Origin of the sequence: Mucilaginibacter myungsuensis, from assembly GCF_015222005.1 — a bacterium.
Taxonomy (GTDB): domain Bacteria; phylum Bacteroidota; class Bacteroidia; order Sphingobacteriales; family Sphingobacteriaceae; genus Mucilaginibacter; species Mucilaginibacter myungsuensis.
In genome coordinates this window covers 23,475-49,962 of record NZ_JADFFL010000008.1, presented here as the reverse complement: position 1 = coordinate 49,962, position 26,488 = coordinate 23,475, and the positions used below count along the sequence as shown (strand labels likewise).

The 26,488-nt window shown below is 46.5% G+C and carries 22 protein-coding genes and 1 pseudogene; 11 read left to right on the top strand and 12 right to left on the bottom strand.

Annotation, left to right across the window (positions count from 1 at the left end):
* Positions 1-89 precede the first annotated feature (89 nt).
* Entirely contained in the window at positions 90-1,511 is a 1,422-nt protein-coding gene (locus IRJ16_RS18175; protein ID WP_194113066.1) for a DUF4270 family protein, read from the bottom strand.
* Positions 1,512-1,525: 14 nt separating this feature from the next.
* Positions 1,526-2,350 carry a glycogen/starch synthase gene (locus IRJ16_RS18170; protein WP_194113065.1) on the bottom strand — a complete coding sequence of 275 codons (825 nt, stop codon included), beginning with the start codon at positions 2,348-2,350 and terminating at the stop codon, positions 1,526-1,528.
* 156 nt (positions 2,351-2,506) lie between these two features.
* On the opposite strand from IRJ16_RS18170, the gene panC reads away from it, so the two are divergent.
* The 3 genes from panC (at position 2,507) to IRJ16_RS18155 (ending at position 4,886) form a co-directional block, all read left to right on the top strand.
* Positions 2,507-3,340 carry a pantoate--beta-alanine ligase gene (gene panC / locus IRJ16_RS18165; protein ID WP_194113064.1) on the top strand — a complete coding sequence of 278 codons (834 nt, stop codon included), beginning with the start codon at positions 2,507-2,509 and terminating at the stop codon, positions 3,338-3,340.
* Between the two features lie 188 nt (positions 3,341-3,528).
* Positions 3,529-3,879: an aspartate 1-decarboxylase gene (gene panD / locus IRJ16_RS18160; protein WP_194113063.1), complete on the top strand. Its 351-nt coding sequence runs from the start codon at positions 3,529-3,531 to the stop codon at positions 3,877-3,879.
* Positions 3,880-3,899: 20 nt separating this feature from the next.
* Complete coding sequence (locus IRJ16_RS18155; RefSeq protein ID WP_194113062.1) at positions 3,900-4,886, top strand: energy transducer TonB; 987 nt, start codon at positions 3,900-3,902, stop codon at positions 4,884-4,886.
* Positions 4,887-5,023: 137 nt separating this feature from the next.
* Here IRJ16_RS18155 and IRJ16_RS18150 read toward each other — a convergent pair whose 3' ends face one another.
* Positions 5,024-5,845: an energy transducer TonB gene (locus tag IRJ16_RS18150; RefSeq protein WP_194113061.1), complete on the bottom strand. Its 822-nt coding sequence runs from the start codon at positions 5,843-5,845 to the stop codon at positions 5,024-5,026.
* 189 nt (positions 5,846-6,034) lie between these two features.
* Positions 6,035-7,666 (bottom strand): M28 family metallopeptidase, encoded by a 1,632-nt coding sequence (locus tag IRJ16_RS18145; RefSeq protein WP_194113060.1) that lies wholly within the window; start codon positions 7,664-7,666, stop codon positions 6,035-6,037.
* A gap of 147 nt (positions 7,667-7,813) precedes the next feature.
* On the opposite strand from IRJ16_RS18145, the gene IRJ16_RS18140 reads away from it, so the two are divergent.
* Positions 7,814-8,176, top strand: coding sequence for a bleomycin resistance protein (locus IRJ16_RS18140; RefSeq protein WP_194113059.1), 363 nt, complete (start codon positions 7,814-7,816; stop codon positions 8,174-8,176).
* A 44-nt stretch (positions 8,177-8,220) separates the two neighbouring features.
* A complete protein-coding gene (locus IRJ16_RS18135) occupies positions 8,221-9,534 on the top strand; it encodes a MutS-related protein (protein WP_194113058.1) in 1,314 nt (437 codons plus the stop codon).
* 220 nt (positions 9,535-9,754) lie between these two features.
* Here the strand turns inward: IRJ16_RS18135 and IRJ16_RS18130 are convergent, their stop codons facing one another.
* The 5 genes from IRJ16_RS18130 to cysS all read right to left on the bottom strand — a co-directional run bounded on the left by IRJ16_RS18130 (position 9,755) and on the right by cysS (position 16,294).
* Positions 9,755-10,738, bottom strand: a complete 984-nt coding sequence (locus IRJ16_RS18130; RefSeq protein ID WP_194113057.1) for a transglutaminase family protein — start codon at positions 10,736-10,738, stop codon at positions 9,755-9,757.
* A 32-nt stretch (positions 10,739-10,770) separates the two neighbouring features.
* Complete coding sequence (locus IRJ16_RS18125; protein ID WP_194113056.1) at positions 10,771-11,709, bottom strand: alpha-E domain-containing protein; 939 nt, start codon at positions 11,707-11,709, stop codon at positions 10,771-10,773.
* Between the two features lie 133 nt (positions 11,710-11,842).
* Positions 11,843-13,294: a circularly permuted type 2 ATP-grasp protein gene (locus IRJ16_RS18120; RefSeq protein ID WP_194113055.1), complete on the bottom strand. Its 1,452-nt coding sequence runs from the start codon at positions 13,292-13,294 to the stop codon at positions 11,843-11,845.
* A 191-nt stretch (positions 13,295-13,485) separates the two neighbouring features.
* Positions 13,486-14,361, bottom strand: coding sequence for a Cif family virulence factor (locus IRJ16_RS18115; RefSeq protein WP_194113054.1), 876 nt, complete (start codon positions 14,359-14,361; stop codon positions 13,486-13,488).
* A 472-nt stretch (positions 14,362-14,833) separates the two neighbouring features.
* Complete coding sequence (cysS, locus tag IRJ16_RS18110) at positions 14,834-16,294, bottom strand: cysteine--tRNA ligase (protein WP_194113053.1); 1,461 nt, start codon at positions 16,292-16,294, stop codon at positions 14,834-14,836.
* A gap of 437 nt (positions 16,295-16,731) precedes the next feature.
* Between cysS and IRJ16_RS18105 the strand changes: the two genes are divergently transcribed.
* From IRJ16_RS18105 to IRJ16_RS18085, 5 genes are all read left to right on the top strand, one after another.
* Positions 16,732-19,134, top strand: a complete 2,403-nt coding sequence (locus IRJ16_RS18105) for a TonB-dependent receptor domain-containing protein (RefSeq protein ID WP_194113052.1) — start codon at positions 16,732-16,734, stop codon at positions 19,132-19,134.
* A 12-nt stretch (positions 19,135-19,146) separates the two neighbouring features.
* Complete coding sequence (locus IRJ16_RS18100; RefSeq protein WP_194113051.1) at positions 19,147-19,500, top strand: Spx/MgsR family RNA polymerase-binding regulatory protein; 354 nt, start codon at positions 19,147-19,149, stop codon at positions 19,498-19,500.
* Between the two features lie 94 nt (positions 19,501-19,594).
* Positions 19,595-21,688 carry a M1 family metallopeptidase gene (locus tag IRJ16_RS18095; protein ID WP_194113050.1) on the top strand — a complete coding sequence of 698 codons (2,094 nt, stop codon included), beginning with the start codon at positions 19,595-19,597 and terminating at the stop codon, positions 21,686-21,688.
* A gap of 155 nt (positions 21,689-21,843) precedes the next feature.
* Positions 21,844-22,755, top strand: a complete 912-nt coding sequence (locus IRJ16_RS18090) for an SRPBCC family protein (RefSeq protein ID WP_194113049.1) — start codon at positions 21,844-21,846, stop codon at positions 22,753-22,755.
* Complete coding sequence (locus tag IRJ16_RS18085) at positions 22,755-23,186, top strand: luciferase domain-containing protein (protein WP_228080322.1); 432 nt, start codon at positions 22,755-22,757, stop codon at positions 23,184-23,186. Before IRJ16_RS18090 ends, IRJ16_RS18085 begins: the two co-directional genes overlap by 1 nt.
* Positions 23,187-23,486: 300 nt before the next feature.
* On the opposite strand, the gene IRJ16_RS18080 is transcribed toward IRJ16_RS18085, so the two are convergent.
* The 3 genes and pseudogenes from IRJ16_RS18080 to IRJ16_RS18070 all read right to left on the bottom strand — a co-directional run bounded on the left by IRJ16_RS18080 (position 23,487) and on the right by IRJ16_RS18070 (position 25,112).
* On the bottom strand, positions 23,487-24,239 hold the full coding sequence (locus IRJ16_RS18080; protein WP_194113048.1) for a hypothetical protein: 753 nt from the start codon (positions 24,237-24,239) through the stop codon (positions 23,487-23,489).
* 141 nt (positions 24,240-24,380) lie between these two features.
* Positions 24,381-24,944 (bottom strand): annotated as a pseudogene (locus tag IRJ16_RS18075) (hypothetical protein); the annotation flags it as partial.
* A 12-nt stretch (positions 24,945-24,956) separates the two neighbouring features.
* Complete coding sequence (locus IRJ16_RS18070) at positions 24,957-25,112, bottom strand: hypothetical protein (RefSeq protein ID WP_194113046.1); 156 nt, start codon at positions 25,110-25,112, stop codon at positions 24,957-24,959.
* 76 nt (positions 25,113-25,188) lie between these two features.
* Between IRJ16_RS18070 and IRJ16_RS18065 the strand changes: the two genes are divergently transcribed.
* A complete protein-coding gene (locus IRJ16_RS18065; RefSeq protein ID WP_194113045.1) occupies positions 25,189-26,445 on the top strand; it encodes a prephenate dehydrogenase in 1,257 nt (418 codons plus the stop codon).
* The last annotated feature ends 43 nt before the right edge of the window (positions 26,446-26,488 follow it).

The window sequence follows — 26,488 nt, the reverse complement described above, 5'->3', positions numbered from 1 at the left end:
TATTTAACCATAAAACCCGGAACGAAAGACCCGGGTCATATTTTGTAAAAGTATATAAAATGAAAGATCCCCTTGGCGGGGATCTTATTTTATTTGGTAAGCTTGGTGTAAATTACATTCAGCTTAATTTTGCCGTTAAAGTTCGGCGATGTTTTATCGGTGACCGTCCCCGCGGCAACCAACCGGCCCAAGGCCTGCGGTGCAGCCAAATAATCTACCGATGTAAAATTACTTGCATCTACCGCGCCAAGGTAAGTACCGTTATCTTTTAGCTTACCGCTCATCAGATCCTGAATAAAGCCGGTGATCACAAAATGGTACTCGTTAGGGCTTTGCGCATAAGCGCCATAGTACCCACCAAAAGCTGTAACGCTAACAAAGCGCGGATCCGCCAAACTTGTTGACGAGGCACCGGTAGCATCGGGCAGCAGGATACGTTGCTTGGCCAGATCCAAACCATACATGGTTATCTTTTGTATCGGCCTGAAAGGAATCGTTGTGCCTGCATTGGGTGTGATCACCAACTCGGCACGGTTGATCACGATATCACCGCCTGCCTTTGCTTTGATCTCGGCCAGGTTAGGGAACTGTATCCTGGTACGCAAACCCAAAACACCCTGAATGTAAAACGTGCTGCTGGTAGTGGTCTTGTTAGCCAAAGCAGCTTTAACAGGCGCGCTAAAATTGTGGGTGATGCGCGACGCGTGGTGACCGACCGGCAATGCCACCAAACCGGTATCTAACAAGCCACCGGTGTTTGACCGGTAATATACTGCCACACTGCTCGAGTCGAGCGTAAGTGCATACATGCCGCCGTTGCCCGCTTGCAATGAGTCGGCTGCTACATATAAACCTTTGATGTAATTTTGGAATAATGTATTAGATGACAATACAGATGGATCGGCCCCAAAAAAATTGTTCTTAATAAAGTCCGGATCTATTGGCACCCTAATATGGGCAGGTACACGCTTAAGCGTATCGGCACCTCCTTTAACAACATCCATTATTTTGAACGGCGTACGTGGCCTTGCACTGAACGTGCGCGAACCCAGAAGTATGCTTTTACGGTAATCCCAATTGTAGCTACTAAAATAATTGTTAGTGACCAAAGGTCGCTCATTCAACTGGTAAACATTAACCTTAAACCTTGATGTAAGCGAGTCGCCATAAAAATCGCCGTTATAACGCAGCACCAATACGGCCGAATCTACGGTGATGGTTCCGGTGGGGATGGTGTAAGCAACGGTACCGGGCAAATTAAGCGCAAATGCTGCGTCGGACCCGGTGGTACCCAACTCGGGGTCTTTTAAAAAACCTACAGGTGTCTTGATATAACTGGTGGTGTAAATATCATCCTCCTTTTCGGTGTTAACGATGATATTGGTATCCACATACAGCGAGCCGCTCAAAGGTTGTTCGGGCGCAAGGCCTATACCATCCTGATTTTTGCAACCACTTAAAATAAAAAGACTTATTAACAGGGTCAATAAGTCTATTCTGAAAAATTTCATACGCGCTAAAAAACTTATCCTACTTGCACCAATTCCTCATTGGTTATCTCGTCGTAAAAATTGTAATAATTTTCGAATTCGGCGGTGTCGGCAAACTCTAAAACGGGTTTTTGGCTGTTTTTAACATTATTTAACGTTTCGGCGGCTACATCGGCAGTACCTAAAACAATACCGTCAGAGTATTTGATCGCACCTGCATCAAGCGCCTCGGCGTTGCCAGGTTTAAAGGCTTCCACGTGCTCTTCGGTCATCTCGTTCATGATGGCCTTATTCGCAAACTCGGCATCCATTTGCTCGGTGAAACCTTTATCGTAAATAGAGTAAACTATTTTTGAGTGTTTAAAGGTTGGATCATCCTTGTAAGTAGTTTTCAGGTACACAGGCACCAAAGCGCTCATCCAGCCGTGGCAGTGAACGATATCCGGCGACCAGCCCAATTTCTTAACCGTTTCGATAGCGCCTTTGCAGAAAAAGATCATGCGTTCGTCGTTATCGGTATAAAACTTACCATCCTTATCGGCAAATACATGCTTGCGTTGGAAATAATCGTCGTTATCCAGGAAATATACCTGCATACGTGCCGAAGGGATCGAAGCTACCTTAATGATCAGCGGGTTATCGTTATCGTTGATAATGATATTCATCCCTGACAGACGGATAACCTCATGCAAACGGTTACGCCTTTCGTTGATATTGCCAAAACGCGGCATCAGGATACGTATCTCGAAACCTTTATCCTGCATAGCTTGAGGAAGCTGGCGGGTTATTTCAGAGATCTTTGTGATATCAAGGAAAGGAGACATTTCATGAGTTATAAACAGTAGCTTAGATTTCCCCATCTTTATCGGTGTTTTTAAATTTACTATGGAACTCAAAAAATTTGAGTGTGCAAATATAAGCATTATTCTAACAATTTACAATGGATACTGCAAGTAGTGTTTGCATTATTAGGAACAATTGTACAACTTAGCCCACTTTTTGTAATTTTAGTTGATTTGAAACTTTTTAAGCTAAAAAAACAGCTTCTGCAGCAACTGCGAATGTTGCGTGCCGAAGGCAGGTCTATAGCCCTGGTACCTACCATGGGCGCGCTGCATAAGGGGCATCTGTCATTGATAGCGCTGGCTAAACAAAATGCCGACATTGTAGTAAGCAGCATCTTTGTAAACCCAACACAATTCACTGACCCTAAGGATCTTGAGCGATACCCCCGCCCGATCGAGGCTGATATTGAGAAACTTACCAATGCCGGATGCGACATACTTTTTAATCCCGAAGTGGACGAGATGTATGCCGATAATGAGCAATGGCATTTAGGTCTGGGCGAGCTTGAATTTTTACTCGAGGGCGAATTTCGTCCCGGTCATTACCAAGGGGTCACCCAGGTGGTTTTTAAATTGTTCGACATTGTTAAGCCCGATGTTGCCCTCTTCGGACAGAAAGATTACCAGCAATTTTTAGTGATCAGCAAAATGGTTAGTGTACTGAACCTGCCTGTAAAGCTAATTATGTGCCCTATCCAGCGCGACCCTGATGGCCTGGCGATGAGTTCGCGCAATGTGCATTTATCGGCCGAAGAAAGGCAACGCGCACTCATCCTGTCAAAGGCTTTATTTTGGCTAAAAGACAATTTTGCCCCTGCTAAAATGGAAGCGGTAAGAGCGCAAGCCGCGCTGATGATCAAAAAACAAGAAGGTGTGGACCTGGAGTACCTTTCCCTTGCCGATGGCGATACTTTGAAGCCGGCCGACGAGAAGTCGGCTAGGATAGTGGCTTTGGTGGCGGCAAAGGTGGGCAAGACGAGGTTGATAGATAATGTGATCGTTTAATCCATAGTCCATAGTCCATAGTCCATAGTCCATAGTCCATAGTCCATAGTCCATAGTCCATAGTCCATAGTCCATAGTCCATAGTCCATAGTCGGAACTTTGATGGTCAAAATTTGGTTTGCATTTTTTTACGGATAGCGGACTTTTGGCTATTGACCATCGACTAAATAAAATACTACCTTTGCACCATGATAATTGAGGTATTAAAGTCGAAGCTTCACAGGGTTAGGGTTACACAGGCGGAGTTGAATTATGTGGGCAGCATCACTATTGATGAGGACCTGATCGAGGCGGCTAATATCATCCCGAACGAGAAAGTGCAGATCGTTAATAACAACAACGGCGCACGCTTTGAAACTTATGTCATCAGAGGCGAACGCGGCACCGGTACCGTATGCCTTAACGGCGCTACTGCACGTTTGGCTCAGGTTGGCGATGTGGTGATCATCATGTCCTACGCTTACATGGAGCAGGACGAGGCCCGCGCTTACGAGCCGATACTCATTTTCCCCGATAATGATAATAAGCTGATCAAATAGGATCGGCAATAAACATCACAATGAAAAACCTTTACCTTACTTTATTTCTCTTTGCATCGTTAACGTGCGAGGCACAAGAGACCTATTTTTTAAAAGCCGACCAAACACGTACTACTAATAAGGATAGTGCGCTACTGGTTTGCAGCATTAGTGCAAAAGATCCGGCGAGCGGCACTTGCGATTTTAAAGAAGTATTTGCAAGTGGCGAGGTCTACCGCTCAGGTAAAACCAGTAACCCCCAATTTATTGTACCTGATATAGATTTTACGGAGTACTACTTATCCGGCAAGCCCCTTAAAACTATTATTTATAAAGACCGCAAGCCGGCAATGGAGACCATCTATTATCCCGACGGTCAAGTCTACCTTGTTAAAGAACTCAGCTATGATGCCGACAACAATACCCTTACCAGGATACTGACCTGTAATGCCCGCGACGGCAAAGCGTTAACAGTTAACGGGAATGGTACTTATGTCACTTACCTGCCGCTACGCAACGCCAAATTAGGTCCCGAGCGGTTCTTGAACGAGGAAGATGCCCTGTTCGACATTGAGCAGGGCCCTATTGCCGACGGGCTAAAACACGGTACATGGACCGGTACTAATGATGCAGCCGGACTGACTTATACCGAAGAGTTTGACAACGGGCGTTTTGTAAGCGGCTTATCCACCGACCGCCAAAGCGCCAAGCATAATTACACACAGCCGGATAAGGCACCCGAATTTAGAATGGGGATCGAAGGCCTATACCGCTTTATTGGCAATAACATGAGGTATCCGCAGTCCTCCAGGCTAAAAGGTACACAGGGAAAGGTTTTTATCACCTTTGTAGTGGGGATAGACGGGGCTGTAAACGATATCGGTATCCTAAGATCACCTGATGCCGCTATGGCCGAAGAAGCTGCGCGGATATTAAGCCAATGCCCGCGTTGGGCACCCGGCGAGCGCCACGGCACATTAGTACGCCAGCGATTTACAGTGCCAATAAACTTTGTGCTTGATAAATAATAAAAATGGCCGCCCTACCATCCCGGTAAAACGGCCTTCTACACCCTGCCCTTTCTGCTGTTAGTGCTATCCTGTACATAAACTAACAGCCCTTAGGCGGGAGGCAGATAAATAAGGTTTAGGTTGCAGATATCTTATTATCCTTTTGCCAGGCTAAAACTGAACGGCACGGTGTATTGCTGGTTTATCGCTTGTCCGCCTTGCATGCCCGGGTTCCATTTAGGCCCTTTAAGCAGTACTCTTAGCGCTTCTTCGTCGCAGCCCGATCCAATGCCCCGTATTATTTTTGCATCTGTGATGCTGCCATCATCTTTGATCACAAAGGTTACAAACACTTTTCCCTGCACGTTATTTTTACGGGCAAGTTCAGGGTAGTTCATATTTTTAGCCAGATATTTGTAAAACTGCTGGATACCACCCGGAAATTCGGCCGACTGCTCCGGTGCGGTGTACACCTGTTTACCATTTACTGTAAGCTTGGTTGTGGGCGCTTTAACAGCCGGGCTTTTCTTTCCCGCCAATGTAAACGCTATTGGCACGGTCATTTTAGCCCTTACAGGTTTGCCATTTTTTATTGACGGCTCCCACTTAGGCGAGTTACGCATTACGCGCAACGCTTCCTGATCGCAGCCCGCACCTATGCCTCTCAATACGGTTAACTCGTTAAGGTTACCATCGGTCTCCACAAAAAAACTTAGGTGCACCCTGCCGCTGATATTTTTCCTCTTTGCGCTATCAGGATATTTGATGTTGTTTTGAAGGTAAGTATAAAATGCAGGTTGCCCGCCGGGAAACTGCGGCAATTTATCGATGACAGGTAATGGCGGCGGTGGCGGGACTTTTTTAGTGGTGTTTTTAACCTGTGCAAAAGCCTGCGTCGGTACCAATGTGCTACATGCCATTACTGCCACGGTAAGGCAAGTAAAGATCTTTGGGTGGAAAATTTTTAACGTGGTCATATCGTATAATTGGTTTGGCGGATGTATATCCTGATCCGCATATTCAAAACTAAATATTTAGTTTATATAATGCAAATAAAACTTAAAAGTTTTTGAAGGCCGCAAATTATTATCAGCACCGCTTTAAAACAGAAAAGGCACCCGCGTTTTGCGGATGCCTCTTTCAAGTGAATTAGTGATACAGAAATATTATCTGCCCATGCCACCTGCAGCTTGCGCCGGCGGAGGGGTAGGTAACGCTTTACGCGGGATCATATCCTTACGTTCTGAGGTGTGGTAAACAAATGATGCTACAATGGTAGCCGCTTGTTTAAGATCAGCCTCAACTAAGCGATCATAAGTATCCTGGTTACTGTGGTGGGTACGGGTGTTATAGTCCATACCATCCTGAATGAACTGGAAGCCCGGAAGACCAACACCATCGTAAGACTGGTGGTCGGTACCGCCCGTGTTGTTAGCATTTACAGCCCATGCACCGATATCCTTGAAAGGAGCTAACCAAGCCTGGAAGATAGGGCGGGTAGCTGTATCGCCTTGCAGATAGATACCGCGGATCTTACCGGTACCATTATCCAGGTTATAATAGGCTGATAATTTAGAGTGCTCCGGCTTTAATTTCATATCGGCACGATCGGCAAAGTGATTAGCCACATAGTAGCGCGAACCGAACAGACCTTGCTCCTCGCCGCTCCATAAAGCAATGCGGATAGTACGTTTTGGTTTGTAACCAATAGCTTTTAAGATACGTACAGCTTCCATCATCACAGCGCTACCGGCAGCGTTATCAGTTGCACCGGTACCTGCATGCCAAGAGTCATAGTGACCGCCTACCATTACGATCTGCTCTTTCAATTTCTTGTCAGTACCCGGGATCTCGGCAACAACGTTGTAACCTTCTAACTCATCTGTAAAGAATTGAGTTTTGATGTCGGCTTCCATTTGTACGCTGTGACCTGCACGTACCAAGCGTAAAATGCGTTGGTAATCCTCAGTGCTGGTCTCTAACTCGGCACCTGCAATTTGAGCAGTGTCACGGTAAGATGCACCATTAGTAGTGAACACGGTACCATCAGAACCACGGCCCTGGCTTAGGATCACCGCTACGTTCTGGCTTTTCAGGAAGTTAGCAATGATCGGGCGCATCCTTTGCGCACGCATAGCAGCCATCATAGCAGGGTTACCGCCTTGGCCGCCTGCAGCGCCGCGACGGCCACCCGGAGCACCGGCGCCACCACCAAAAGCACGCGGCGGAGCAAATGCTTCTTTATTCATGGTATCTAAACGACCATCAGAGTAACGGGCCATGTCGGCGCGGATAGCACGCTCAGGAGCTAAACCGGCAGCTTCCATAATTACGATCTTACCGGCCAGTTTGCCTTTGTATTTTTCCAGATCGGTAATGGTATCAGCTTTCACCAATACAACCTCGCCGCGGATAGGGCCGTTAGTGCCGGCTGTCCAGGCTTTAGGGATAGCGATGATAGCATGGTAGTAAGGAACGGTGATAGCGGCATAATTCTTTTGAACTTCCCAGCCTTTACCAAATTTTTGTCCCCATGATTCGCGCTTGGCGTTAACCAAACCGTACGATAAAAGGCGGCTAACAGCCCACTCTTGCGCACGTTTTAAACCCGGAGAGTTAGTTAAACGCGGACCTAATACATCGGTCATGTTAAAGGCGATGTCCATTACTTGCGAATGGTTAAGGCCTTCCTCGCGGATCTTTGCATTCATTGCAGCATCAACAGGCTCCTGCGCAAAAGCAGTACTTGTTAAACCCGCAACCAGCAATAAAGAAGATAGAAGTAAATTTCTTTTCATTTTGCAGTCAGTTAATTAAGTGATCAGCGAATTTAACGGATCTTTATTGCAATTTTTGCAATAAGCACTAACAAGTTTGTTACAAGATCTCTATCTTAATAAAATATTATTCGGTTTTGTTAAATATCATCAACAACTGTCTTATTTATGCTCAACTACGCCATCCCCATCCTTGCCTCGTTAAATGAAGAAGAGACCATAAAATTCTACACCGAAAAACTGGGCTTCACTTTTCACTCGGCCTGGGACGGTTATTTGATCTTTAGTCGCGATGGTGTCAACATCCATCTATGGCCTGCCGACGACCGCAAGATAGCCGAGAACACCGGCTGCTACGTGAACGTGAGCGATGTGGACAGCCTGTATGCCGAATACAAACCGCATGGCGTTATCCACCCTAACGGTGGCGATCTGCAACAGATGGATCGGGGTATGCGCCAGTTCAGTATTTTGGATAATAATGGCAACATCCTGCATTTTGGTCAAAGCACGCAAGAGGATGACGAGTAACACAATAAATCGCTGCTAAAACTGTTTAAGGGTCAACCTTAAGCATGTCATCATTCCAAACAGATCAGCAAACATTGCAGGACCTATCCCTGACCGGGATAAACGGCCAACCTGCCATTATCGACCTTTTTAAACCCATCACTATTGGCGGGCAGGTTAAACTTAAAGAGCTATTTGCCAAACCGCTCACCGATATCAATGCCATACGTGCCCGTGCTGCCGCCATCCGTTATTTCGACCGGACCGATCTGCATATCTCACTTCATAAAGAGGAAGCCGATTTCATCAGCTTTTACATCGACCAGGAAAACGACACCGCTGCGTCGAAATTCAAAGTAATTAATGATCGTGTGCGGAACTGGGTAAAGCCAACAAACCAGCACTACGTCATCAGTCGCGGGGTGCGTTTGCTATTTAAGCTGATCAAAAAGGTGGAACTATCTTTCGAGAAACATCAGCATGATATACCTGCCCCATTAAAATTACTGCGCGAACAAACGGAGGACCTGCTCAAAGCCATCCCGGTCGCGACCCAACATCTTAGCGATCTGAGCAAATTTGATATCGATAAACTCGACCGCATATTCCGAAATACTAAAGTTGAGGCGGTAAGGCATTTCTTGAATTCACTTTACACCGTCGATGTGTTTTACGCCGTAGGTTTCACCGGTCGGCAATATGGTTTCTGCTATCCGGAGTTTATTGATACTGAACAACCCGAGCTTAACCTCAACGGATTTTACCATCCCTTTGTGAGCAAGCCGGCAGTTAACGATATTACATTCGATAGCGGCAAAAATCTCTGCTTTATTACCGGGGCCAATATGGCGGGTAAGTCTACGGTTTTAAAGTCCATATCGGTATGCGTTTACATGGCTCAGTTAGGTTTCCCGGTACCTGCTACCGCTATGCGGACCAGCGTTTTTAATGGATTGTTCACCACCATTAACCTGTCGGATAATATCGTTGCCGGGCATAGTCACTTTTACCGCGAGGTATTGCGTATAAAAGAAGTAGCCCAAAAGATAGGCACGGTAAACAAACTGCTGGTGATCTTTGATGAGCTATTCCGCGGGACCAATGTGAAGGATGCTTACGATGCTTCGCTGGAGATCGTAAAGGCATTTACCGAAGTAAAAAGTTCGGCTTTTATGATATCGACCCACATTGTGGAAGTAGCCGATGAATTACGGTCGGCGGATAATATCTTTTTTAACTGCCTGAGTACAGACCTGGTCGACGGCAAAGCCATCTACACCTACAAATTAAAGCCCGGCATATCTCACGAGCGCTTAGGCATGCGCATTATCGAGGATGAAGGGTTGGTGGATATGATCAAAGCACTGTCTAAAAAGTAGCTGTGTAGGTGTATACAGTGTGGGTGTATACACCATATACACTTTGCAACTATTGATTATCAGGCAATTAAAAAATCGATAGAGGATAAACCTTTTTGGTTAACCCCACGTCTATATCGACCTTAAAAACCGCAAGACCGAACTACTTCGACTGTAGATGACCTAACCAACAAAACGACTCGTCGACCACGAACTGCGAACAAAAAACCGCCCCTGCAAACTATTGCTGTTGTTGCTGTTGCTGTTGGATCATCTCCATATAACGCTGATAGCTGTTCTTAGACAGGTCCGGCGTTATGGGTTTGATGATCGGCTCGTCGAAAACCTCTACGATCTCGGTCCCGGTCATTTGGCCGTCTTTGTGGTAGCCTACCGATACAGCAACTTCCAGCCTGTGACTATACTGACCTTTATAAGTACCCTTCACCGGCGAACAATCAGAGAAATTACGACCGACAGCCAATCTAACGTGGGTATCGTTAACTACCACATTGTTGGTCGGGTCTACGCCCAGCCAGCCATAATCGGGCAGGTAAGCTTCGGCCCAGGCGTGGGTAGCACCCTCGCCACGCATGCCGTTCTGGTTAGGGCAAATGTAGCCGCTTACATAACGCGCCGGGATATTGATCAGGCGGAGCATCACCATTAGAATGTGGGCAAAATCCTGACAAACACCGGCCCGCAGTTTCCAAACATCGTCAAGCGTGCTCTCTACCGTGGTTACACCTTTGATGTAGCTAAAGTTATCGAAAATATACTTACTGAACTTCAGTATTGCCTGATACGGCGTATCAGCAGTATCGAGCACCGCGTCAACTATCGCCTTTAACTCGGCCTGTCCATCAAAATATTCCTGCTTTAAAAAATCGATGTATGGGACAACGTATTTTAAGGTCTCGTAATCCTTCCACTGCTGCTGCGGGAAAATATCATTGGTTGGCAAGGCACGTGCTTTAGTATCCACCCATAGTTGCGAGCTGATGATCAGTTGGCTATGGGGATCGCGATGCGTAAAGCTGCCTACCTTGTTACCGTAATAGTCGATATAAGTGTCTACAGGTGCGTCGCCGGTGATCTTCAGCTCGTGTTTGGTCACGTTCTGAAACTCATCTTGTATAGGGTACAGAATGATCTGGTTAGCGCTGTCGCGCACCAGGCCATCGTAGGTGTACTTAGTGATATGTTGTATTTTAAACTCGGGCATGTTGGGTTGTTAAATTGCAGATCTGCAGCAGATCAATAATTTCCAAAATAGTTTTCGTTAAGGGCATTACCTATGCCGTAGAGTTCGCTGCGGATCAGTTTTAAGAACGGGCTTAAACCTTCTTCGCGGATGCTGTTGACCGAACTGTACTTGATCCGGCTTTGCAAACGGCCGATCTGGAACGACATCCGGCGGAACTCCTCGCGCTCGTGGTCGCCCTTCAAGCGCTCAAAATATCGTTGGATATGGTTGACCGCATAGATCACCGAACGGGGGAAATCATTATTCAACGCTACCTGCTCCAGTACATTCTTGGCCTCAAAGCCCGAGCGGTAGGTCTTCAGGTACAACTCGTAACCGCCTATCGATAGTAATAGATGCTTCCAATACGTGGTATCCGTCAGCAATTCCGGGTTATCATTCAGCGTATTGAATTTGGTATCCAAAATATCCACCGACTGAATAGCCCGCTCCAGGTACTTGCCAATATTCATAAAGCTACGGCCTTCGCCACGCTCCATAGTTATCTCTACCGTACCGTAGTAAAGCATCACCTGCTTGATCAGGATATCCAGCGTACCGATCGGATCCTCGCGTTGCAGCATACGATCCAGCTTGGTATCTTTCACGGTATGATAATACTCGTTAAGGCATTGCCAAAGATCCTTGGTAATATGTTCCTGCACGCCACGGGCATTTTCACGCGCCATGGTAATGATGTTAAGGATAGAGTTAGGATTATCCTTTGAGGTGATCATGTATTTTAATACTGCCCTACTATCATTACCCAATTTTTCCATCACAGCCTCGTGATCATCGCCGGTGTAAAGGCGCATCATAGGCTCCCAGGTAAAACCCTGCACCGCATCCTGCGACGACGCGTAGTTTATCTTCAGCATACGCAACAGACCGTCGCTACGCTCAATATAACGGCTACTCCAATATAAACTTGCTGCTACTCTGCTTAACATTTCTTAGTCCATAGTCCATGGTCGATAGTCCATAGCGTTTTCTTAAAATAACATATTCCTTATATGGCTCATGGACTATCGACCATGAACTTTTCTTCTGCCATGGACCATTGACTATGGACCATGGACCTTTTTAACTCCCCAACACCCACGTATCCTTACTACCGCCACCCTGCGAACTGTTCACCACCAGCGAACCTTCTTTCAGGGCCACACGGGTCAAACCGCCGGGAACTATCTCGATGCCGTTAGGGCCGCACAGCGCGTATGGCCTTAGGTCGATACGGCGTGGTGCCAGTTCGCCATGCATGTAACATGGCGCTGCTGATAGGCTGATGGTCGGCTGCGCGATAAAATTGCGCGGCTCTTTTAGTATCTCGTTCTTGTAATCCTCTATTTCTTGCTCGGTCGATGCATGGCCCATCAGCATCCCGTAACCACCGCTCCCGTTCGTCTTTTTTACCACCATTGTGTCTATGTTGGCAAAAACGTATTCCTTTTCGTCGGGGATACCTAATTGATAGGTGGGTACGTTCTTCAGGATCGGCTCCTCGTTAAGGTAATAACGGATCATGGCGGGCACGTAAGCGTAAACCGCTTTATCATCGGCCACGCCGTTACCTATCGCATTCACAATAGCCACGTTACCTTTGCGGTATGCACCCATCAAACCGGCCACACCTAACATACTGGATGGATTAAACACCAGCGGATCCAAAAACTCGTCATCCACACGGCGATAGATCACATCTACCTGTTGCATGCCGTTAGTGGTTTTCATGTACACCTTATGGTTATCTACTACCAGGTCGCGGCCTTCTACCAGTTCCACACCCATTAAACGGGCAAGTGTGGTGTGCTCAAAATAAGCTGAATTATAAATACCCGGGCTTAGCAACACAATAGTTGGGTTACTTACAGCCCTTGGCGATAACGACATCAAGTTCTTATACAGGATAGTTGGATATTCGGTAACACTGCGCACGTTACATTGCGGCAGCAGATCGGGGAACAAACGCTTAGTGATCTCGCGGTTCTCCAGCATATAACTCACACCCGATGGGGTGCGCAGATTGTCCTCTAACACATAAAAAGTACCGTCATGATCACGGATCAGGTCTATACCGGCAATATGCACATAGATATCATAAGGCACCTGTAATTGGTACATCTCGCGCAAAAAGTGCGGGCACGAGTAAACAATATCTATCGGGACGATGCCATCCTTAATGATGAACTGATTGTGGTAAACGTCTTTTAAAAAGTGGTTAAGCGCCGTAAGGCGTTGCTTAATGCCTTTCTCTACAAATGCCCATTCGCTGGCGGTGATAATACGCGGAATGATATCGAACGGAAATATCTTTTCGATACCCTCGCCGCTGTTATATACCGTAAAGGTGATGCCTTGGCTCATGAACAAGCGCTTGGCAAGATCCTCCTTTTGCTTCAATTCGTCTGGCGACTCTTGCGACAAATAGTTGATCACCTTGCTGTAATGCTCACGAATTTCAGAATCGGCTCCGAACATCTCGTCCCAAACGCCGTCAATGGCATTATATTCATTAAAATAGCCTGATCCCTGCATACTACGATAGTCCGTTTATTGAAAATTTAGGGTAATTTATAAAGTATTTTTAATGAAACCCGAATAAAAGCAATAATATTTTTCAATTATCGAAAAATTCGGAAGTTAATTTCACAAAAAAGGCAGCTTACCAAGTTTTATACACCTGATAACCTGCCTTTTTAGGACCAAAGCCCCTGCAATTATAATTTTTATTGCTCTACGGCCGAGAAGATCTCGGTCAATACGTTCCAATTGCTTTTGGCATCAAGCTCCCAAATACGCAGGTAATAAAAATTGCTCACGATATTTCCTTTTTTTATACGGGCTTTACCGTAGCTGTAAGCCAGATCGCCGCTGTTGGCACGGCCGGCGCTGACGGTTTCGGCAGCAATGTTGATAGCCTCGTTATCTAAAAACTTCATCGTTTTATCGATACCGGTCACCGGCTCGTAACCCGGGAAGTAATAGCGGCCCGCAGGGGTAAAAAATTCTTTATAAGTACCCAAGGTCGATTTGGTCAGTGAATAATTGAATGTCTTATCGTTATCCATGATCACGCCTTTACCCCTAAATGGATCTTTGCTTGGCGCTTTACGCATAGCGGTGTCAGGGTCTTTCATATCTATCATTACCGCAGCATCAGGCTCGGGGTGCTGTACACCTACCTGGATCAGCAACTTTAAACGGCCTTCGCCATCTTTACGCCATACCGACACGTAATCGCCGTAAACTTTGTCGTCCTCTTTTTTAGAATCGGCATCGTAAACGTACGGACCGGCGGTGAAAGCAAGATCGCCGTTCGCCGATATACGGGCAAATTTAGGCGACCAGGTCATGGTGCCGGGTTGTTTGGTTATGCCGGCATAAAAATCGTTGATGTTTTTAGCATCAGGTTTAAAAACGATGCCTTCTGCATCGGCATTAGCTAAAAAGCCATCTTTAATGCCTTTGCGGGCAACAGTCTTGGCAAAATTTTCTTCGGCTGTAACTACGGTCTGTACTTTGGCAACTTCAGTAGGCCTTTGTGCCGATGCCGTAAAAATGCAGGCCGACAGTAAGGTAACGGTTAAAATAGAACGTTTCATTTCGATGTTTTTGTTTTCATAAGGGCCGCCGGGCGTGGCCGGACAGCAGATGTTTTTGCGATGTATCGGGCGCCTTAACGGCTTTCCCGGGGCAAGTTAGTAATAATTGTTAAGCTATAAATGTTGTTCAAAATGTTCGGGACACTGATCAGCCATTAAACGCAACACAGGCAAGCTTGTTTTATTTTTATTATCAACACACCCGCGGCTTTAACGCCCGGCGTTGCTGATCATTGCATTATTAATCGTTTTTAGCCCCCATCGAAACTTGATGTCGACATAAAACAAAGGGATGTCACCCTGAGCCTGTCGAAGGGCGATGTGTGTGTGGGCCACATCGCAATGCAAGGTCGCTACTCGCATAGTGTAAGTCCCCCGCACCATGGTTCGACGCGGCTCACCATGACACCTTAAAAACAAATTTGCAATGGACAACCAACAAAAAAGGAGCGGCGGGCCGCTCCTTTTCATATTACATTTTATTCCAGGTGGTACCCTCTTTACTATCCTTTAGTTGAAAGCCAATGGCTTGCAAACCGTTCCGGATCTTGTCAGATGTGGCGTAATCGCTGTTAGCTTTTGCTTCGCGGCGCAGGTTAACTACCATGTCCATTACCTTTGGCAGGTCATCATTGGCGGCTATCTCGCTTTGCAGGCCAAGCACATCGTTAATAAATTCCTTCATTAATTTTTGCAGCAGGTCCAGGTTATCAGCATCTATCTTCAGCTTACCGTCATGTACCGAATTAATAATGCGCGATGCCTCGAACAGTTCTGCGATCAGCACAGGGCTGTTAAAGTCATCATTCATGGCATCATAGCAACGTTGTTTAAGCGCGGCAATATCGGTCTCGTTGGTCGGCGACGCTTTCAGTCCGTCGATCAGCCCGTAGGCATTCATCAGGCGCTTAAAGCCTTTTTCGGATGCTTCCATGGCCTCGTTACCAAAATCCAGTGTGCTGCGATAGTGTGCCTGCAGCATAAAAAAGCGCACCGTCATTGGGCTGTAGCCCTTGTTCAGGATCTTATTATCACCGCTGAATAACTCATGCGGCAAAAAGCTATTGCCTAATGATTTACTCATTTTTTGGCCATTCACCGTCAGCATATTGGTGTGTACCCAATAAGTTGCCGGGTTCTCACCGCAACTGGCCATGTTCTGCGCTATCTCGTTAGTATGGTGGGTAGGCACCAGGTCGATACCACCACCATGGATATCGAACTTATGCCCCAAGTACTTATTACTCATGGCCGAGCACTCCAGGTGCCAGCCCGGGAAACCCACACCCCATGGCGATGGCCATTTCATCAGGTGTTCAGGTTTGGCTTTTATCCACAGGGCAAAGTCCAGTTTGCCGCGTTTCTCTTCCTGGCCACCCAGGTTACGGGTGTTGTTCAGCATATCCTCCAAATTACGGCCGCTCAGCACACCGTATTTTTGCTGTTGGTTATAATGCTCCACATCAAAGTAAACCGAACCGTTCACCTCGTAAGCCAATCCACTTTTCAAGATCTCTTTTACCAGTTCTATTTGTTCGATGATGTGCCCGGTAGCGGTCGGCTCGATGCTTGGCGGCAGGTTGTTCAGCTGCTTCATCACATCATGAAAGCCAACTGTGTAGCGCTGCACGATCTCCATCGGCTCCAGCTTTTCCAGCTTGGCTTTTTTAGATACTTTGTCCTCACCCTCGTCGGCATCACCTTCCAGGTGACCGGCATCGGTAATATTACGCACATAGCGCACCTTAAAACCCAAATGGCTAAGGTAACGGAAGATCAGATCGAATGATATATAGGTACGTGCGTTACCCATGTGGGCATCGCTGTAAACAGTAGGGCCGCAAACATACATACCCACGTGCGGGGCATTAAGCGGTTTAAATTGCTCTTTAGTACGGGTTAATGTATTGTAAACAAATAAATTTTGTTCCATCCGGCAAACTTAATCAATTTTTGGTTCGGGTTGATAGCAGGTGTGGGCAGATACTTTAAATTACGTGTGGGTTACATAGATGTCATTGATCGCAATTTACCCCTTACCAACGTCAGTGCCAAAGCAGGATCCGTGGTCTTCCCCTAAATTAGGGGAAAGCAGTGGCAGTGCAAATTGCAGGTTCTTTTATAAGGAATATAACCCACTCGGCTAACACTCCTATCCCACCCACGCCATTTACCCTTAGCAACGTCAGTGCCAAAGCAGGATCCGTGGTCTTCCCCTAAATTAGGGGAAAGCAGTGGCAGTGCAAATTGCAGGTTCTTTCACAAGGGGTAATTCGTAAGCTACTCCCCCCGGTTAAACAATGTTAAATAAAAAAATAACCTGTAACGCTTTTGCAACTTGCGCTGTCTATAAGCGCGAATACCATTTTTATGCACAAAGCTTTACTTGCTATTTTTTGCCTGATATCAGCGACCACCCTTGCCCAAACATCGCCGGAGGGCATTAATGTCAGCGGCACTGCTATCGACTCAGCCACTAACAAACCTTTGGGTTATGTTACCATCGCATTGATCGATGCAGCCACCAGACAGCCGGCTAAAAGCACGCTGAGCAAAGATGACGGGACGTTCGCCATAATTAACATGCCGCAAAAAGCTTGTCAGCTATCTTTAATATATGTAGGTTATCAAACCAAGACCATCAGCATTAAGGGCGACGCGGATGTAAAGCTGGGCAACATTATGTTGTCGCCATCAAACAGTCAACTTAAAGAAGTTTCGGTAAGCGGGTTAAAGCCGTTAATGAAACAGGAAGTGGACCGTATGAGTTACGATGTGGCCGCCGACCCGGAAAGCCGATCCATAACCGCTTTGGATATGATGCGCAAAGTGCCATTAGTTGCCGTAGACGCACAGGACAATATCACCATGCGGGGCAGCGGAAATTATAGGATCTTACTGAACGGCAAAGAGTCGGCGCTTATGGCGCGTAACCCTGCCGACATTTTGAAGGCCATGCCGGCATCTAATATTGTAAGGATAGAAGTGATCACCACGCCGCCTGCTAAATACGATGCGGAGGGTTTGGCTGGTATCATCAATATCATCACTACCAAAAATAGCGCGCAGGGTTATAACGGATCGGTAAGTGGTGGTTACAATTCTGTTTTTGGCTACCGGGCAAATGTGGGTATCACGGTTAAGCAGGGCAAATTCGGCATTAACGGTTTTGCAGGATCTAACGAACGCCCCTACATTGGTACCGATTTTACAGATAACACCAATTACCTTAAGGCAGGCACCTCTGTCAACCAGACCGGTTTTAAGTCGGCGGGAAATAAGAACACCTATGCCAATGCCGAATTGAGTTATGAGATAGATTCGCTAAACCTGCTCACCGGCATGGTCAACGCTTTTAACAATGATAACAGACAGGGTAATGATCAGTTCACCCAACAATATAATGCTGCCAACGCCCTGACCCAAGCCTACAACGTGACCAGCGGCGGCACAGGCAACGGCCGCGGGATGGATATGGGTTTGAACTATCAATTAGGTTTTAAGCGGAATAAACAGCAGTTGCTGACCGTGTCCTATAAATATCTTGTTGTGGATAATAGTCTGTTCAATGATATCCGTACTGGGCAGTTAGGCACGCCGAATTTTCGTCAGGATAATAAGTCGGGGTCTAAAGAATATACCACCCAGATTGATTACCTGCACCCGCTTACCAAACTGACCATTGAGGCCGGTGGCAAAATGATCCTGCGCAACAACTTCAGTAATTTTATTACCGAGCAACAGGCCACCGGAGGTAATTATGTGAACGACCCTGACCGGACCAATAATTTCGACTATCACCAGGATGTGTACAGCGCCTATAACTCATACACCTACAAATTCGACCCTAAGTGGGTATTGAAGGGCGGTGCACGGTTCGAGCGCACCGTAATAGTAGCTAACTTCAGCAACACCACGGGCGGCAACTTCAGTACCACCTATAATAATCTGGTGCCTTCCATATCTATGCAAAAAATATTGACAGCGAGCACAGGTTTGACCTTTGGCTTTACCCGTCGCATCCAGCGCCCTGTGATCAACCAGTTGAACCCTTTTCCCGAGAGCAGTAACCCGCAACAGATCAGTCAGGGTAACCCGGCTTTGCGCCCGGCGGTGAACAATAATTTTGAGCTGGCTTACAACAACGCCAAAAAAGGAAACGTAAATATCATGGCCAGCTATTCGTTCGCCAACAATACCATCCAAACGCTGTCCACCGTTAACGGCACGGTCACCACCAACACCTTTGCCAACCTGGGCAAATTCAGGCAAGCCGGATTAGATGCCAGCATTAATTACCCCATCACCAAACGCCTGACGGCTAATCTGAACCTGGAACTGCTCTACATTTGGCTGAATGGCTATTATAACGGTCAGCTGCTATCCAATGCAGGTTATCAGGGACATGCTTTTACCAATTATAATTACAAGGTTAACGACCGCACCCGCATAGGCATGAACGTGAACTTTGATAGCCGCTACGTATTTTTGCAAGGTCGTGATAATTACTTTTTAGGCGGGGGCTTATACGTGAGTCGAGACTTTTTTAATAAAGCGCTCAGCGTGGCGGTAAATGCTAACAACCCGTTCAGCAAATTCCTAAAACTGGATTTCCGCTATCGTACCGATGATTTTGATAACGCCAGCACCAGTAATATTTTTTATCGCACGTTCAACATCAGTTTCAACTACAAATTTGGCAGACTGAATACCGAGATCAAAAAAAATCAGCGGGGCATAAATAACGATGATGCCGCAAGCGGGCGGAATTAATAGATTTGCCGTATGAAAGTTTATGGTATCACCAACTGCAATACGGTTAAAAAGGCTTTAGATTGGTTCAAGGCTAACAACGTCGCTTACGAATTTCACGACTTTAAAAAACTGGGCGTAAGCGCCGATAAACTGAACGAGTGGGCCGACAAAGCCGGCTACGAAAAAGTGATGAACAAACAGGGCTTGACCTATCGCGGCCTTGATGAAGCCACTAAAGCAAGTATCACCGGTGCCGAAGCTGCCTTAAAACTATTCCAAGAGAAGACCAGCATCATCAAACGCCCGGTCATTGAGGACGGCGGTTTCCTTTTCTTTGGCTTCGACGAGGCCACTTATGCCACCCATTTCCTACAAAAAAGGTAGTCTAAATAGGTTGTAACGATCGTTTTACGGGGCTGGGCTTTATGGTTGATAAAGTGTATTATTGTTTTAACATTTAACAAACTCTCTATTAATTATGAAACTTAACCTGGTAGCCGGTCTGTCGCTGGCTTTAATGGCAGGTACCTTTGCTGCAAACGCGCAAACTACCCCGCCGGCCGCTCCCGTAGCAGCGCCCGGACGTGCCCAAAACGTAGCAGACCCCAATGCCCCTGCAACCAACTACAGCTATCACGAGCTTTGGAAGCCATTTTTTTACACCCAGAACGGTAACGACCAGCGTGCAGCCGATGGCGCGCCGGGCCACAAATACTGGCAGCAACGTGTAGATTACGATCTGTCGGCCAAGCTGAACGACGAGACCAACGAGGTTACCGCCACCGAGGTGATGACCTATACCAACAACAGCCCGCAAAAGCTGGGCTTTATTTGGATGCTGCTGGATCAGAACTTATTTAAGCAAGATTCGCGCGGTAACAAACAAGTTCCGTTAAATTCTCAAGGCATACCGCAAAGCCGCAACTGGGGCCAGGGCCAGGTTTTTGATGCCGGCAACAAGATCAAGTCGGTTAAGTTATTGACAACCGCAAAAGGCAGCAAAACCGCCGTAGCTACCGATGTTAAATATCTGATAGATGATACCCGCATGCAGATATTCCTTCCGAAAGAACTGGAAGCTAACGGCGGTAAATTGAAATTACAGATCGAGTATTCTTTCATATCTCCTGATTACGGATCTGACCGTATGGGTATCATCCTGAAAGGTGATGGCCGTGGCCAATCTAAAAATGGTAAAGTATTCCAGTTTGCGCAATGGTACCCGCGTGTATGCGTGTATGATGATATCGTTGGCTGGAACACACTGCCTTACACCGGCGAGAGCGAGTTCTATTGCGAGTACGGCGATTTCGATATCAAGATCACTGCCGACGCTAAAGACATCATTGTATGCTCTGGCGAGTTATTGAACCCGACCGAAGTGTACACCGCCGAGCAGCAAAAACGTTGGGCACAAGCCGCCCAAAGCGACAAAACGGTAATGATCCGTAGCGCTGCCGAGGTGACTGACCCAAGATCGCGCCCTACGGGCAAAAAAGACCTGACCTGGCATTTCCAGATCAAGAATGCGCGCGACTGTGCATGGGGTGCATCAGCAGCCTTTGTCGTAGACGCAGCTAAGATCAACCTGCCAAGCGGTAAAAAGTCTATCGCTATATCGGCTTACCCTGTCGAGTCTATTTCGGCTAACCCATCGTTACGTGCCCAGTGGGAGCGCGCTACCGAAATGGCTAAAGCATCGGTTGAATACAACTCAAAAAAATGGTACGAGTACCCTTACCCTGCTGCTACCAGCGTTGCCGGTAAAGCAGGGGGCATGGAGTATCCGGGCATCATCTTCTGTAGCTTAAGCGGCGGCTGGGGCGTTATCGACCACGAGTTCGGTCACACCTGGTTCCCAATGATCGTGGGTAGCAACGAGCGCCTTTACGGCTGGATGGACGAAGGTTTCAACACCTTTATCAACACCTTATCTACTGCTTACTCATTAAATGGCGAGTTCAACCGCCCGGCACCTACAGGTCAACAATTAGCTAATGGCTACACCCGCCCTACCTTGGAGCCGATCATGAGCAATCCTGAGAACTTGAAAGAGAACAACACAGGTACGCTATTATATAGCAAACCAGGCTTTGGTTTGACATTATTGCGCGAGCAGATCTTAGGCCCTGAGCGTTTCGACTTTGCCTTTAAGACCTACATCAACCGCTGGGCATTTAAACACCCTGCTCCCGATGATTTCTTCCGCACGATGGAAAATGCTGCCGGCGAAAGCTTACAATGGTTCTGGAGAGGCTGGTTCGTTAACAACTGGCGTTTGGATGTTGGCGTACGCGATGTGAAATACATTGGCGGCGACGCGACCAAAGGCGCTATCATTACCCTGGACAACCTGGAGAAAATGGCAATGCCTGTAACGGTAGAGATAGTGACCAAAAGCGGTAAAAAAGACCGTGTAAAATTCACTGCCGAAGTTTGGGAGCGTAACACCGTATGGACGTTCCGTTACCCATCAACCGAAGAGATCACCTCGGTAACCTACGATCCCGACAAAGCATTACCTGACTTTAACCCAAGCAACAACGTTTGGCCAAAACCGGCTGCTCAATAAGCTTTAAGGTTCGATAAAAACGCAGAAAGCCCCGATGATGAGTCAGGGCTTTTGCATTTTATTTTAATGGCGACCACAATCAAAACCAAACTTTCAGAATATTTTGAAAATTAAAAATATTCATTTACGTTTGTGACATCATAAATATCCTTGTCATGAAACAACTCTTATTATCACGTAAGGTGCTGGGTTTTATCATCCCAAACCTATGTACCGCCCTAATTGCGTTGATCACAAAACTATTGGCATCCGATGGTAGTGGTAACCTTGTATTTTCGGAGTTTGTGATATTGCCTATGCTAATGGGGATCTTTAGTGCCTGGTTTTGGAAAACCGAGGAGTACAACACCGCCAAAGCCATGGGCCGTGCCGGGATGTTGACCATTATAGCTATCCTCCTTAGCTTTTTGTTTTTAGGCGAGGGTAGTATTTGCCTAGTCATCGTGTCGCCATTGTTATTTGCTTTTATCGGTGTCGGCTTGCTTTTTGGCCGCAGGATGTTCGGTTACGGTAACGGTACACTTAATGTCAGCATCGTGTCGCTGTTGTTGCTGATCTTTATTGCAGATAATACCACAAGCCATAGCTACCAAAACATGGTAGCTGATAAAATAGTGGTGAACGCCCCGGTAGAAAAAGTTTGGCCGTACGTGGTAGCCTACGAGCGTATAAATAAGCCTGCAGGTTATTTTCTGTTCAGGCTGGGGATGCCAAGTCCGGTACAGTCTACGGTTACTGGGTATCGTTTAGGTGCGGGTCGTAAATGTATATTCAGTAATGGCTACACATTCGAAGAGAAGATCACCGAATTTGAACCGAACAAAAAGCTCACTTTCGCTATTACCGAACAACCGAAAGATCCCGAGATCATGGGCCATATCGATATCCAAAAAGGTCAGTTCATTTTACAGGATAACGGCAACGGCACCACCACCCTAACTGGTAACAGTTGGTATGCCCTGCACGTTTTCCCTGTTTGGTATTACGACCTTTGGGCCGAGAGCGTTACCCGCAACGTCCATTTGAGGGTGATGGACCATATTAAAGAACTGAGCGAGCGTAAGTGATGTTCAACTTTGTGATCAGCTATTTCGGTTTCCTGAAATTTGTCCCCGGCTTGCCGCAGGTTTTTGATATCTGGTTAAAACTGCACACTTATTTTGTCCGCCCCCGGGTACTTGACCGTGTTGACGAGATCGAATTGGAGTTAAAACGTTGGGAACAGGTCAGGATAACAGCACATAAATATGGCGGGCTGCAATTTAATTATGGCGATAAGGAGATAGGCCATATCCATGGCAATGGCCTGCTGGATATGCTATTCGGCCGTAAAGTGAAGGAACAGTTATTAATGGATGGACGCGTTCAGGACCATCATCTTTTTAAGAACAGCGGTTGGATAAGTTTTTACATCCGCAATGCAGCCGATGGAGCGTACGCTATCGAATTGCTAGAACTACGGTATAGCCGTTTGAGGGCTAAACCGCTATCTAAATAGTTGCTCTGCTTATCGGGTATGGCCACGTCGCTGATAGAAGCTCCTCGCCATGACGTTGGTGATGACTCCGTTTTATTTCTGGCTTCAGTTTAAAACTGACCGCCTAATGGATGAGGGCAAGTCTGTGACTTGCGGAAGTCACAGACTTCTGTTTATCTATCAAGCTTCAGTTTAAAACTGAAGCCAGCATATTCAGTAAAAGCGAGAACGCCCGATGTTTCGATCGGGCGTTCTCGCTTTTATACTTTGGATGGTGTATTACACAACCGGTCACTGATCACAGATCAACCGACCACTGCCCTATCCCCTCCCCATCAACTCGTCAACCTTGTTGCGTTCGGTCTGTAGTTCGCGGGCCAATTTCTTTTCCTTATCGTTGGCTTTGGCTTTGTAGGCGGTAAATTCTTCGCTCAATTCCTCATATAATTTAACGCGGTATTTAGCTTCGCGATTAGCACCGCCGGTACGCAGGATCACAATAACTAAAACCAAACCCATGCCTATCACCAATCCCCACATTAAAATATTATAAGCCGATTTAGACATCGGGATACCCAGCAAGCCGATCTCGTCGCGCATGGATGTGGCATCGGCAAGGGTCTGTTCGCTATTCTTTGCATCACTTTGCAAAGTAGCTACCGACTTGGTCTTCTCCGCTAATTGTGCTTTTGTATCGTTCAACGTCCTTTTTGTGGCATTAAGGGTATCGTTAATGTTCTTCCACAAAGCGGCTATCATAGGTTGCTGGTAGCGGTAAGTTTTGCTTAGGATATATTGATATTGTCCGCGCAAGCTTTTATCAGTGCTTACTGGTGTCTCGCCGTATTGCACTGGTTGTTGTACAGGCGCAGTTCCTGAAGTTGTTACAGACGGCTGCCCGGCTGCCGGTTTAGCCTGATAAGTATTTGGTGTACGGTACTTGGTTGCACCCGGCTGGGCGTAGGTTGGCTTAACTACCGGTTTAAGGGTCTTAGGTTTTAAAGAATCCTGAGCCTGACTAAGACCCGTAAACGCTAAGGCTAATATCAATACGGCTGTTACTTTACGCATCATCAGTTTAGTTTAGTTACATACCAAAGGTATAAATTAACACTTTAGCACAGCAAGTAGTTTGCCGATAAAATACAAAAGCTTAACTGTTAGTAATTTACCAACAGAACTGGGCGATCAGCCACGCCTGATGATCATTTTTAACTACGATATCAATTTCTGTTCTTTATTTAAAAAGATATCTATAAAGGCTTCGCTGGCAAACTTAGCGATCAGGATGCAGATCACCGAGGTGAGCAAAACCTTTAATATCACTATCCAACGTTTATCTTCTTTAAAAATATTGATATAAGTAATGATGTTATAAAGCGCTACCACCCCGGCCTCGATATACGTCGTATCGAACTGCCCGAAGATCAATTTAAGACTGGATGTCAGTACAACTATCATAAACAAAAAGGCGGTGTTGTAAAGCAACATCACCAAAAACTCGGCATAGTTGTATTTGCTTTTATAATATACCACATAATTTACCATGGCATATAGCGGCACCAGAACCATCTGCATCAACACAAAATAATGACGGTAAAAATATTCTTCTTCATGATCGGTGGTAGCCTTGTGTATCTTACCCGTAGCAGTGCTTATCCAATACAGGCAAAGCGCGGCTATGGTGCCGCAAACAAAAAACATCGAGAACGGCTTTTGATGACCTTTGCGTTTACTCTCAATGTATTCGCGCTGCATGTTGCCGGGGTTGATCACTACTTCTTTAAGCGTTTACAAAAAACCTTTATCAAAATGAGTGATAAGGTGCGCTGCCTCATGCAGCATATGGCCAAGCGTAATGCGGTGTTGATAATGAGGTTCGCCGCATGAATGACAGAATTTGCCGGTGCCGGCCTGGCCGCAATTTTTACAGGTGATCAGATCCATAAGCTTAAAAGTATAAAAAAGATACGCTACTTAATAATAGCAAGGCCTTATATTAGCGGCAACTGATACCGTACAAATGAATATTGGATTTATAGGCTTAGGCGATATGGGCAAACTTTATGCTAAGGCATTTGCCAAAGCAGGCTATGAGGTTTGCGGATGCGACCTGCCCGCTCATCACGAAAAGCTGGCAGAAGAGCTGTCGCCCTTGGGCATCATCATAAAAGATAACGGCCGCGATGTTTCCCGCCTTTGCGATCTGATCATCTATTCGGTCGAGGCCGACAGTATGGAAAAGGTAGTTGCTGAGTGTGCTGCATCAACTAAGGCCGGGGCTATCGTAGCCGGACAAACGTCTGTTAAGCACCCCGAGATCGCTATTTTTGAGAAACACCTGCCTGCCGACGTTCAGATCATCACCTTCCATGCCATGCACGGACCGGGGTTTGAGCCTAAGGGACAAAAACTGATCCTGATCCCGCATCGCGGCAGCAAAGAGGCTTACCGCACCATGTATGATCTGTTCGCCAGTTTGGAGACCGATATTGTCGAGATAGCCGATTATCACGAACACGACAAGATCGTAGCCGATACCCAGGCTGTAACGCACGTCGGGTTCGAGAGCATGGGTACTGCCTGGAAAGCCGCCGGTTTCTTCCCCTGGGAAAATGCATCCTATATTGGTGGTATAGACAATGTAAAGATCCTGACCACCCTGCGCATCTTTAGCTACAAAGCACACGTATATGCAGGCTTGGCTATCCTTAACCCATATGCCAAGCAACAGGTTAGGCAGTACGCAAGATCAGAGTCTGAGTTATTTAAGTTGATGATCAAGGAAGAAGCTAAAGAATTTCGTGAACGTTTATACAAGGCCCGCGATTTTGTGTTTCACGAAAGCCGCAAACCCATTATGCTTAATGATAGTGTGATGCGGGAGTTCTCTCTTGCTGATAACCAGCATTTACGCAAACCCAACTCACACCTCAGCATCCTGAGCATGGTGGATGCCTGGTACCACTTGGGCGTTAACCCGTATGATAACCTCATTTGCCAAACGCCGCCTTTCCGCCTGCGTTTAGGTATTGCTGAATATCTGTTTAAGGATGACGAACTGTTAGAAGAATCTATCGAAACCGCCCTATACGATAAAACCATTCGCGGCGACGATCTGGAATTCCATTCCGCGGTGCGCGAGTGGTCGGCCATCATCGGTTACGGGGATATGGAAGGCTACAAAAAACACTTTAACGAAGTTCAGGCCTTTTTTGCGGATAGACTGGATGAAGGGAAAACACAGAGTGCAGAGCTGATCAGGAGGTTGATGGAGTAGCCCCCTAAACTCCTGAAGGGGGAATTGATGTATAGATGCTGGA

Excerpts from the sequence above, each read along its gene's own strand:
- IRJ16_RS18105 (WP_194113052.1), top strand. The coding sequence starts at position 16,732 with ATGCACAAAGCTTTACTTGCTATTTTTTGCCTGATATCAGCGACCACC.
- IRJ16_RS18140 (WP_194113059.1), top strand. The coding sequence starts at position 7,814 with ATGCTCAACTACGCCATCCCCATCCTTGCCTCGTTAAATGAAGAAGAG.
- cysS (WP_194113053.1), bottom strand. The coding sequence starts at position 16,294 with ATGGAACAAAATTTATTTGTTTACAATACATTAACCCGTACTAAAGAG.
- IRJ16_RS18135 (WP_194113058.1), top strand. The coding sequence starts at position 8,221 with ATGTCATCATTCCAAACAGATCAGCAAACATTGCAGGACCTATCCCTG.
- IRJ16_RS18065 (WP_194113045.1), top strand. The coding sequence starts at position 25,189 with ATGAATATTGGATTTATAGGCTTAGGCGATATGGGCAAACTTTATGCT.
- IRJ16_RS18175 (WP_194113066.1), bottom strand. The coding sequence starts at position 1,511 with ATGAAATTTTTCAGAATAGACTTATTGACCCTGTTAATAAGTCTTTTT.
- IRJ16_RS18120 (WP_194113055.1), bottom strand. The coding sequence starts at position 13,294 with ATGCAGGGATCAGGCTATTTTAATGAATATAATGCCATTGACGGCGTT.
- IRJ16_RS18085 (WP_228080322.1), top strand. The coding sequence starts at position 22,755 with ATGTTCAACTTTGTGATCAGCTATTTCGGTTTCCTGAAATTTGTCCCC.
- IRJ16_RS18125 (WP_194113056.1), bottom strand. The coding sequence starts at position 11,709 with ATGTTAAGCAGAGTAGCAGCAAGTTTATATTGGAGTAGCCGTTATATT.
- IRJ16_RS18115 (WP_194113054.1), bottom strand. The coding sequence starts at position 14,361 with ATGAAACGTTCTATTTTAACCGTTACCTTACTGTCGGCCTGCATTTTT.
- IRJ16_RS18150 (WP_194113061.1), bottom strand. The coding sequence starts at position 5,845 with ATGACCACGTTAAAAATTTTCCACCCAAAGATCTTTACTTGCCTTACC.
- IRJ16_RS18170 (WP_194113065.1), bottom strand. The coding sequence starts at position 2,350 with ATGGGGAAATCTAAGCTACTGTTTATAACTCATGAAATGTCTCCTTTC.
- panD (WP_194113063.1), top strand. The coding sequence starts at position 3,529 with ATGATAATTGAGGTATTAAAGTCGAAGCTTCACAGGGTTAGGGTTACA.
- IRJ16_RS18100 (WP_194113051.1), top strand. The coding sequence starts at position 19,147 with ATGAAAGTTTATGGTATCACCAACTGCAATACGGTTAAAAAGGCTTTA.
- IRJ16_RS18145 (WP_194113060.1), bottom strand. The coding sequence starts at position 7,666 with ATGAAAAGAAATTTACTTCTATCTTCTTTATTGCTGGTTGCGGGTTTA.
- IRJ16_RS18155 (WP_194113062.1), top strand. The coding sequence starts at position 3,900 with ATGAAAAACCTTTACCTTACTTTATTTCTCTTTGCATCGTTAACGTGC.
- IRJ16_RS18070 (WP_194113046.1), bottom strand. The coding sequence starts at position 25,112 with ATGGATCTGATCACCTGTAAAAATTGCGGCCAGGCCGGCACCGGCAAA.
- IRJ16_RS18080 (WP_194113048.1), bottom strand. The coding sequence starts at position 24,239 with ATGATGCGTAAAGTAACAGCCGTATTGATATTAGCCTTAGCGTTTACG.
- IRJ16_RS18090 (WP_194113049.1), top strand. The coding sequence starts at position 21,844 with ATGAAACAACTCTTATTATCACGTAAGGTGCTGGGTTTTATCATCCCA.
- IRJ16_RS18095 (WP_194113050.1), top strand. The coding sequence starts at position 19,595 with ATGAAACTTAACCTGGTAGCCGGTCTGTCGCTGGCTTTAATGGCAGGT.
- IRJ16_RS18130 (WP_194113057.1), bottom strand. The coding sequence starts at position 10,738 with ATGCCCGAGTTTAAAATACAACATATCACTAAGTACACCTACGATGGC.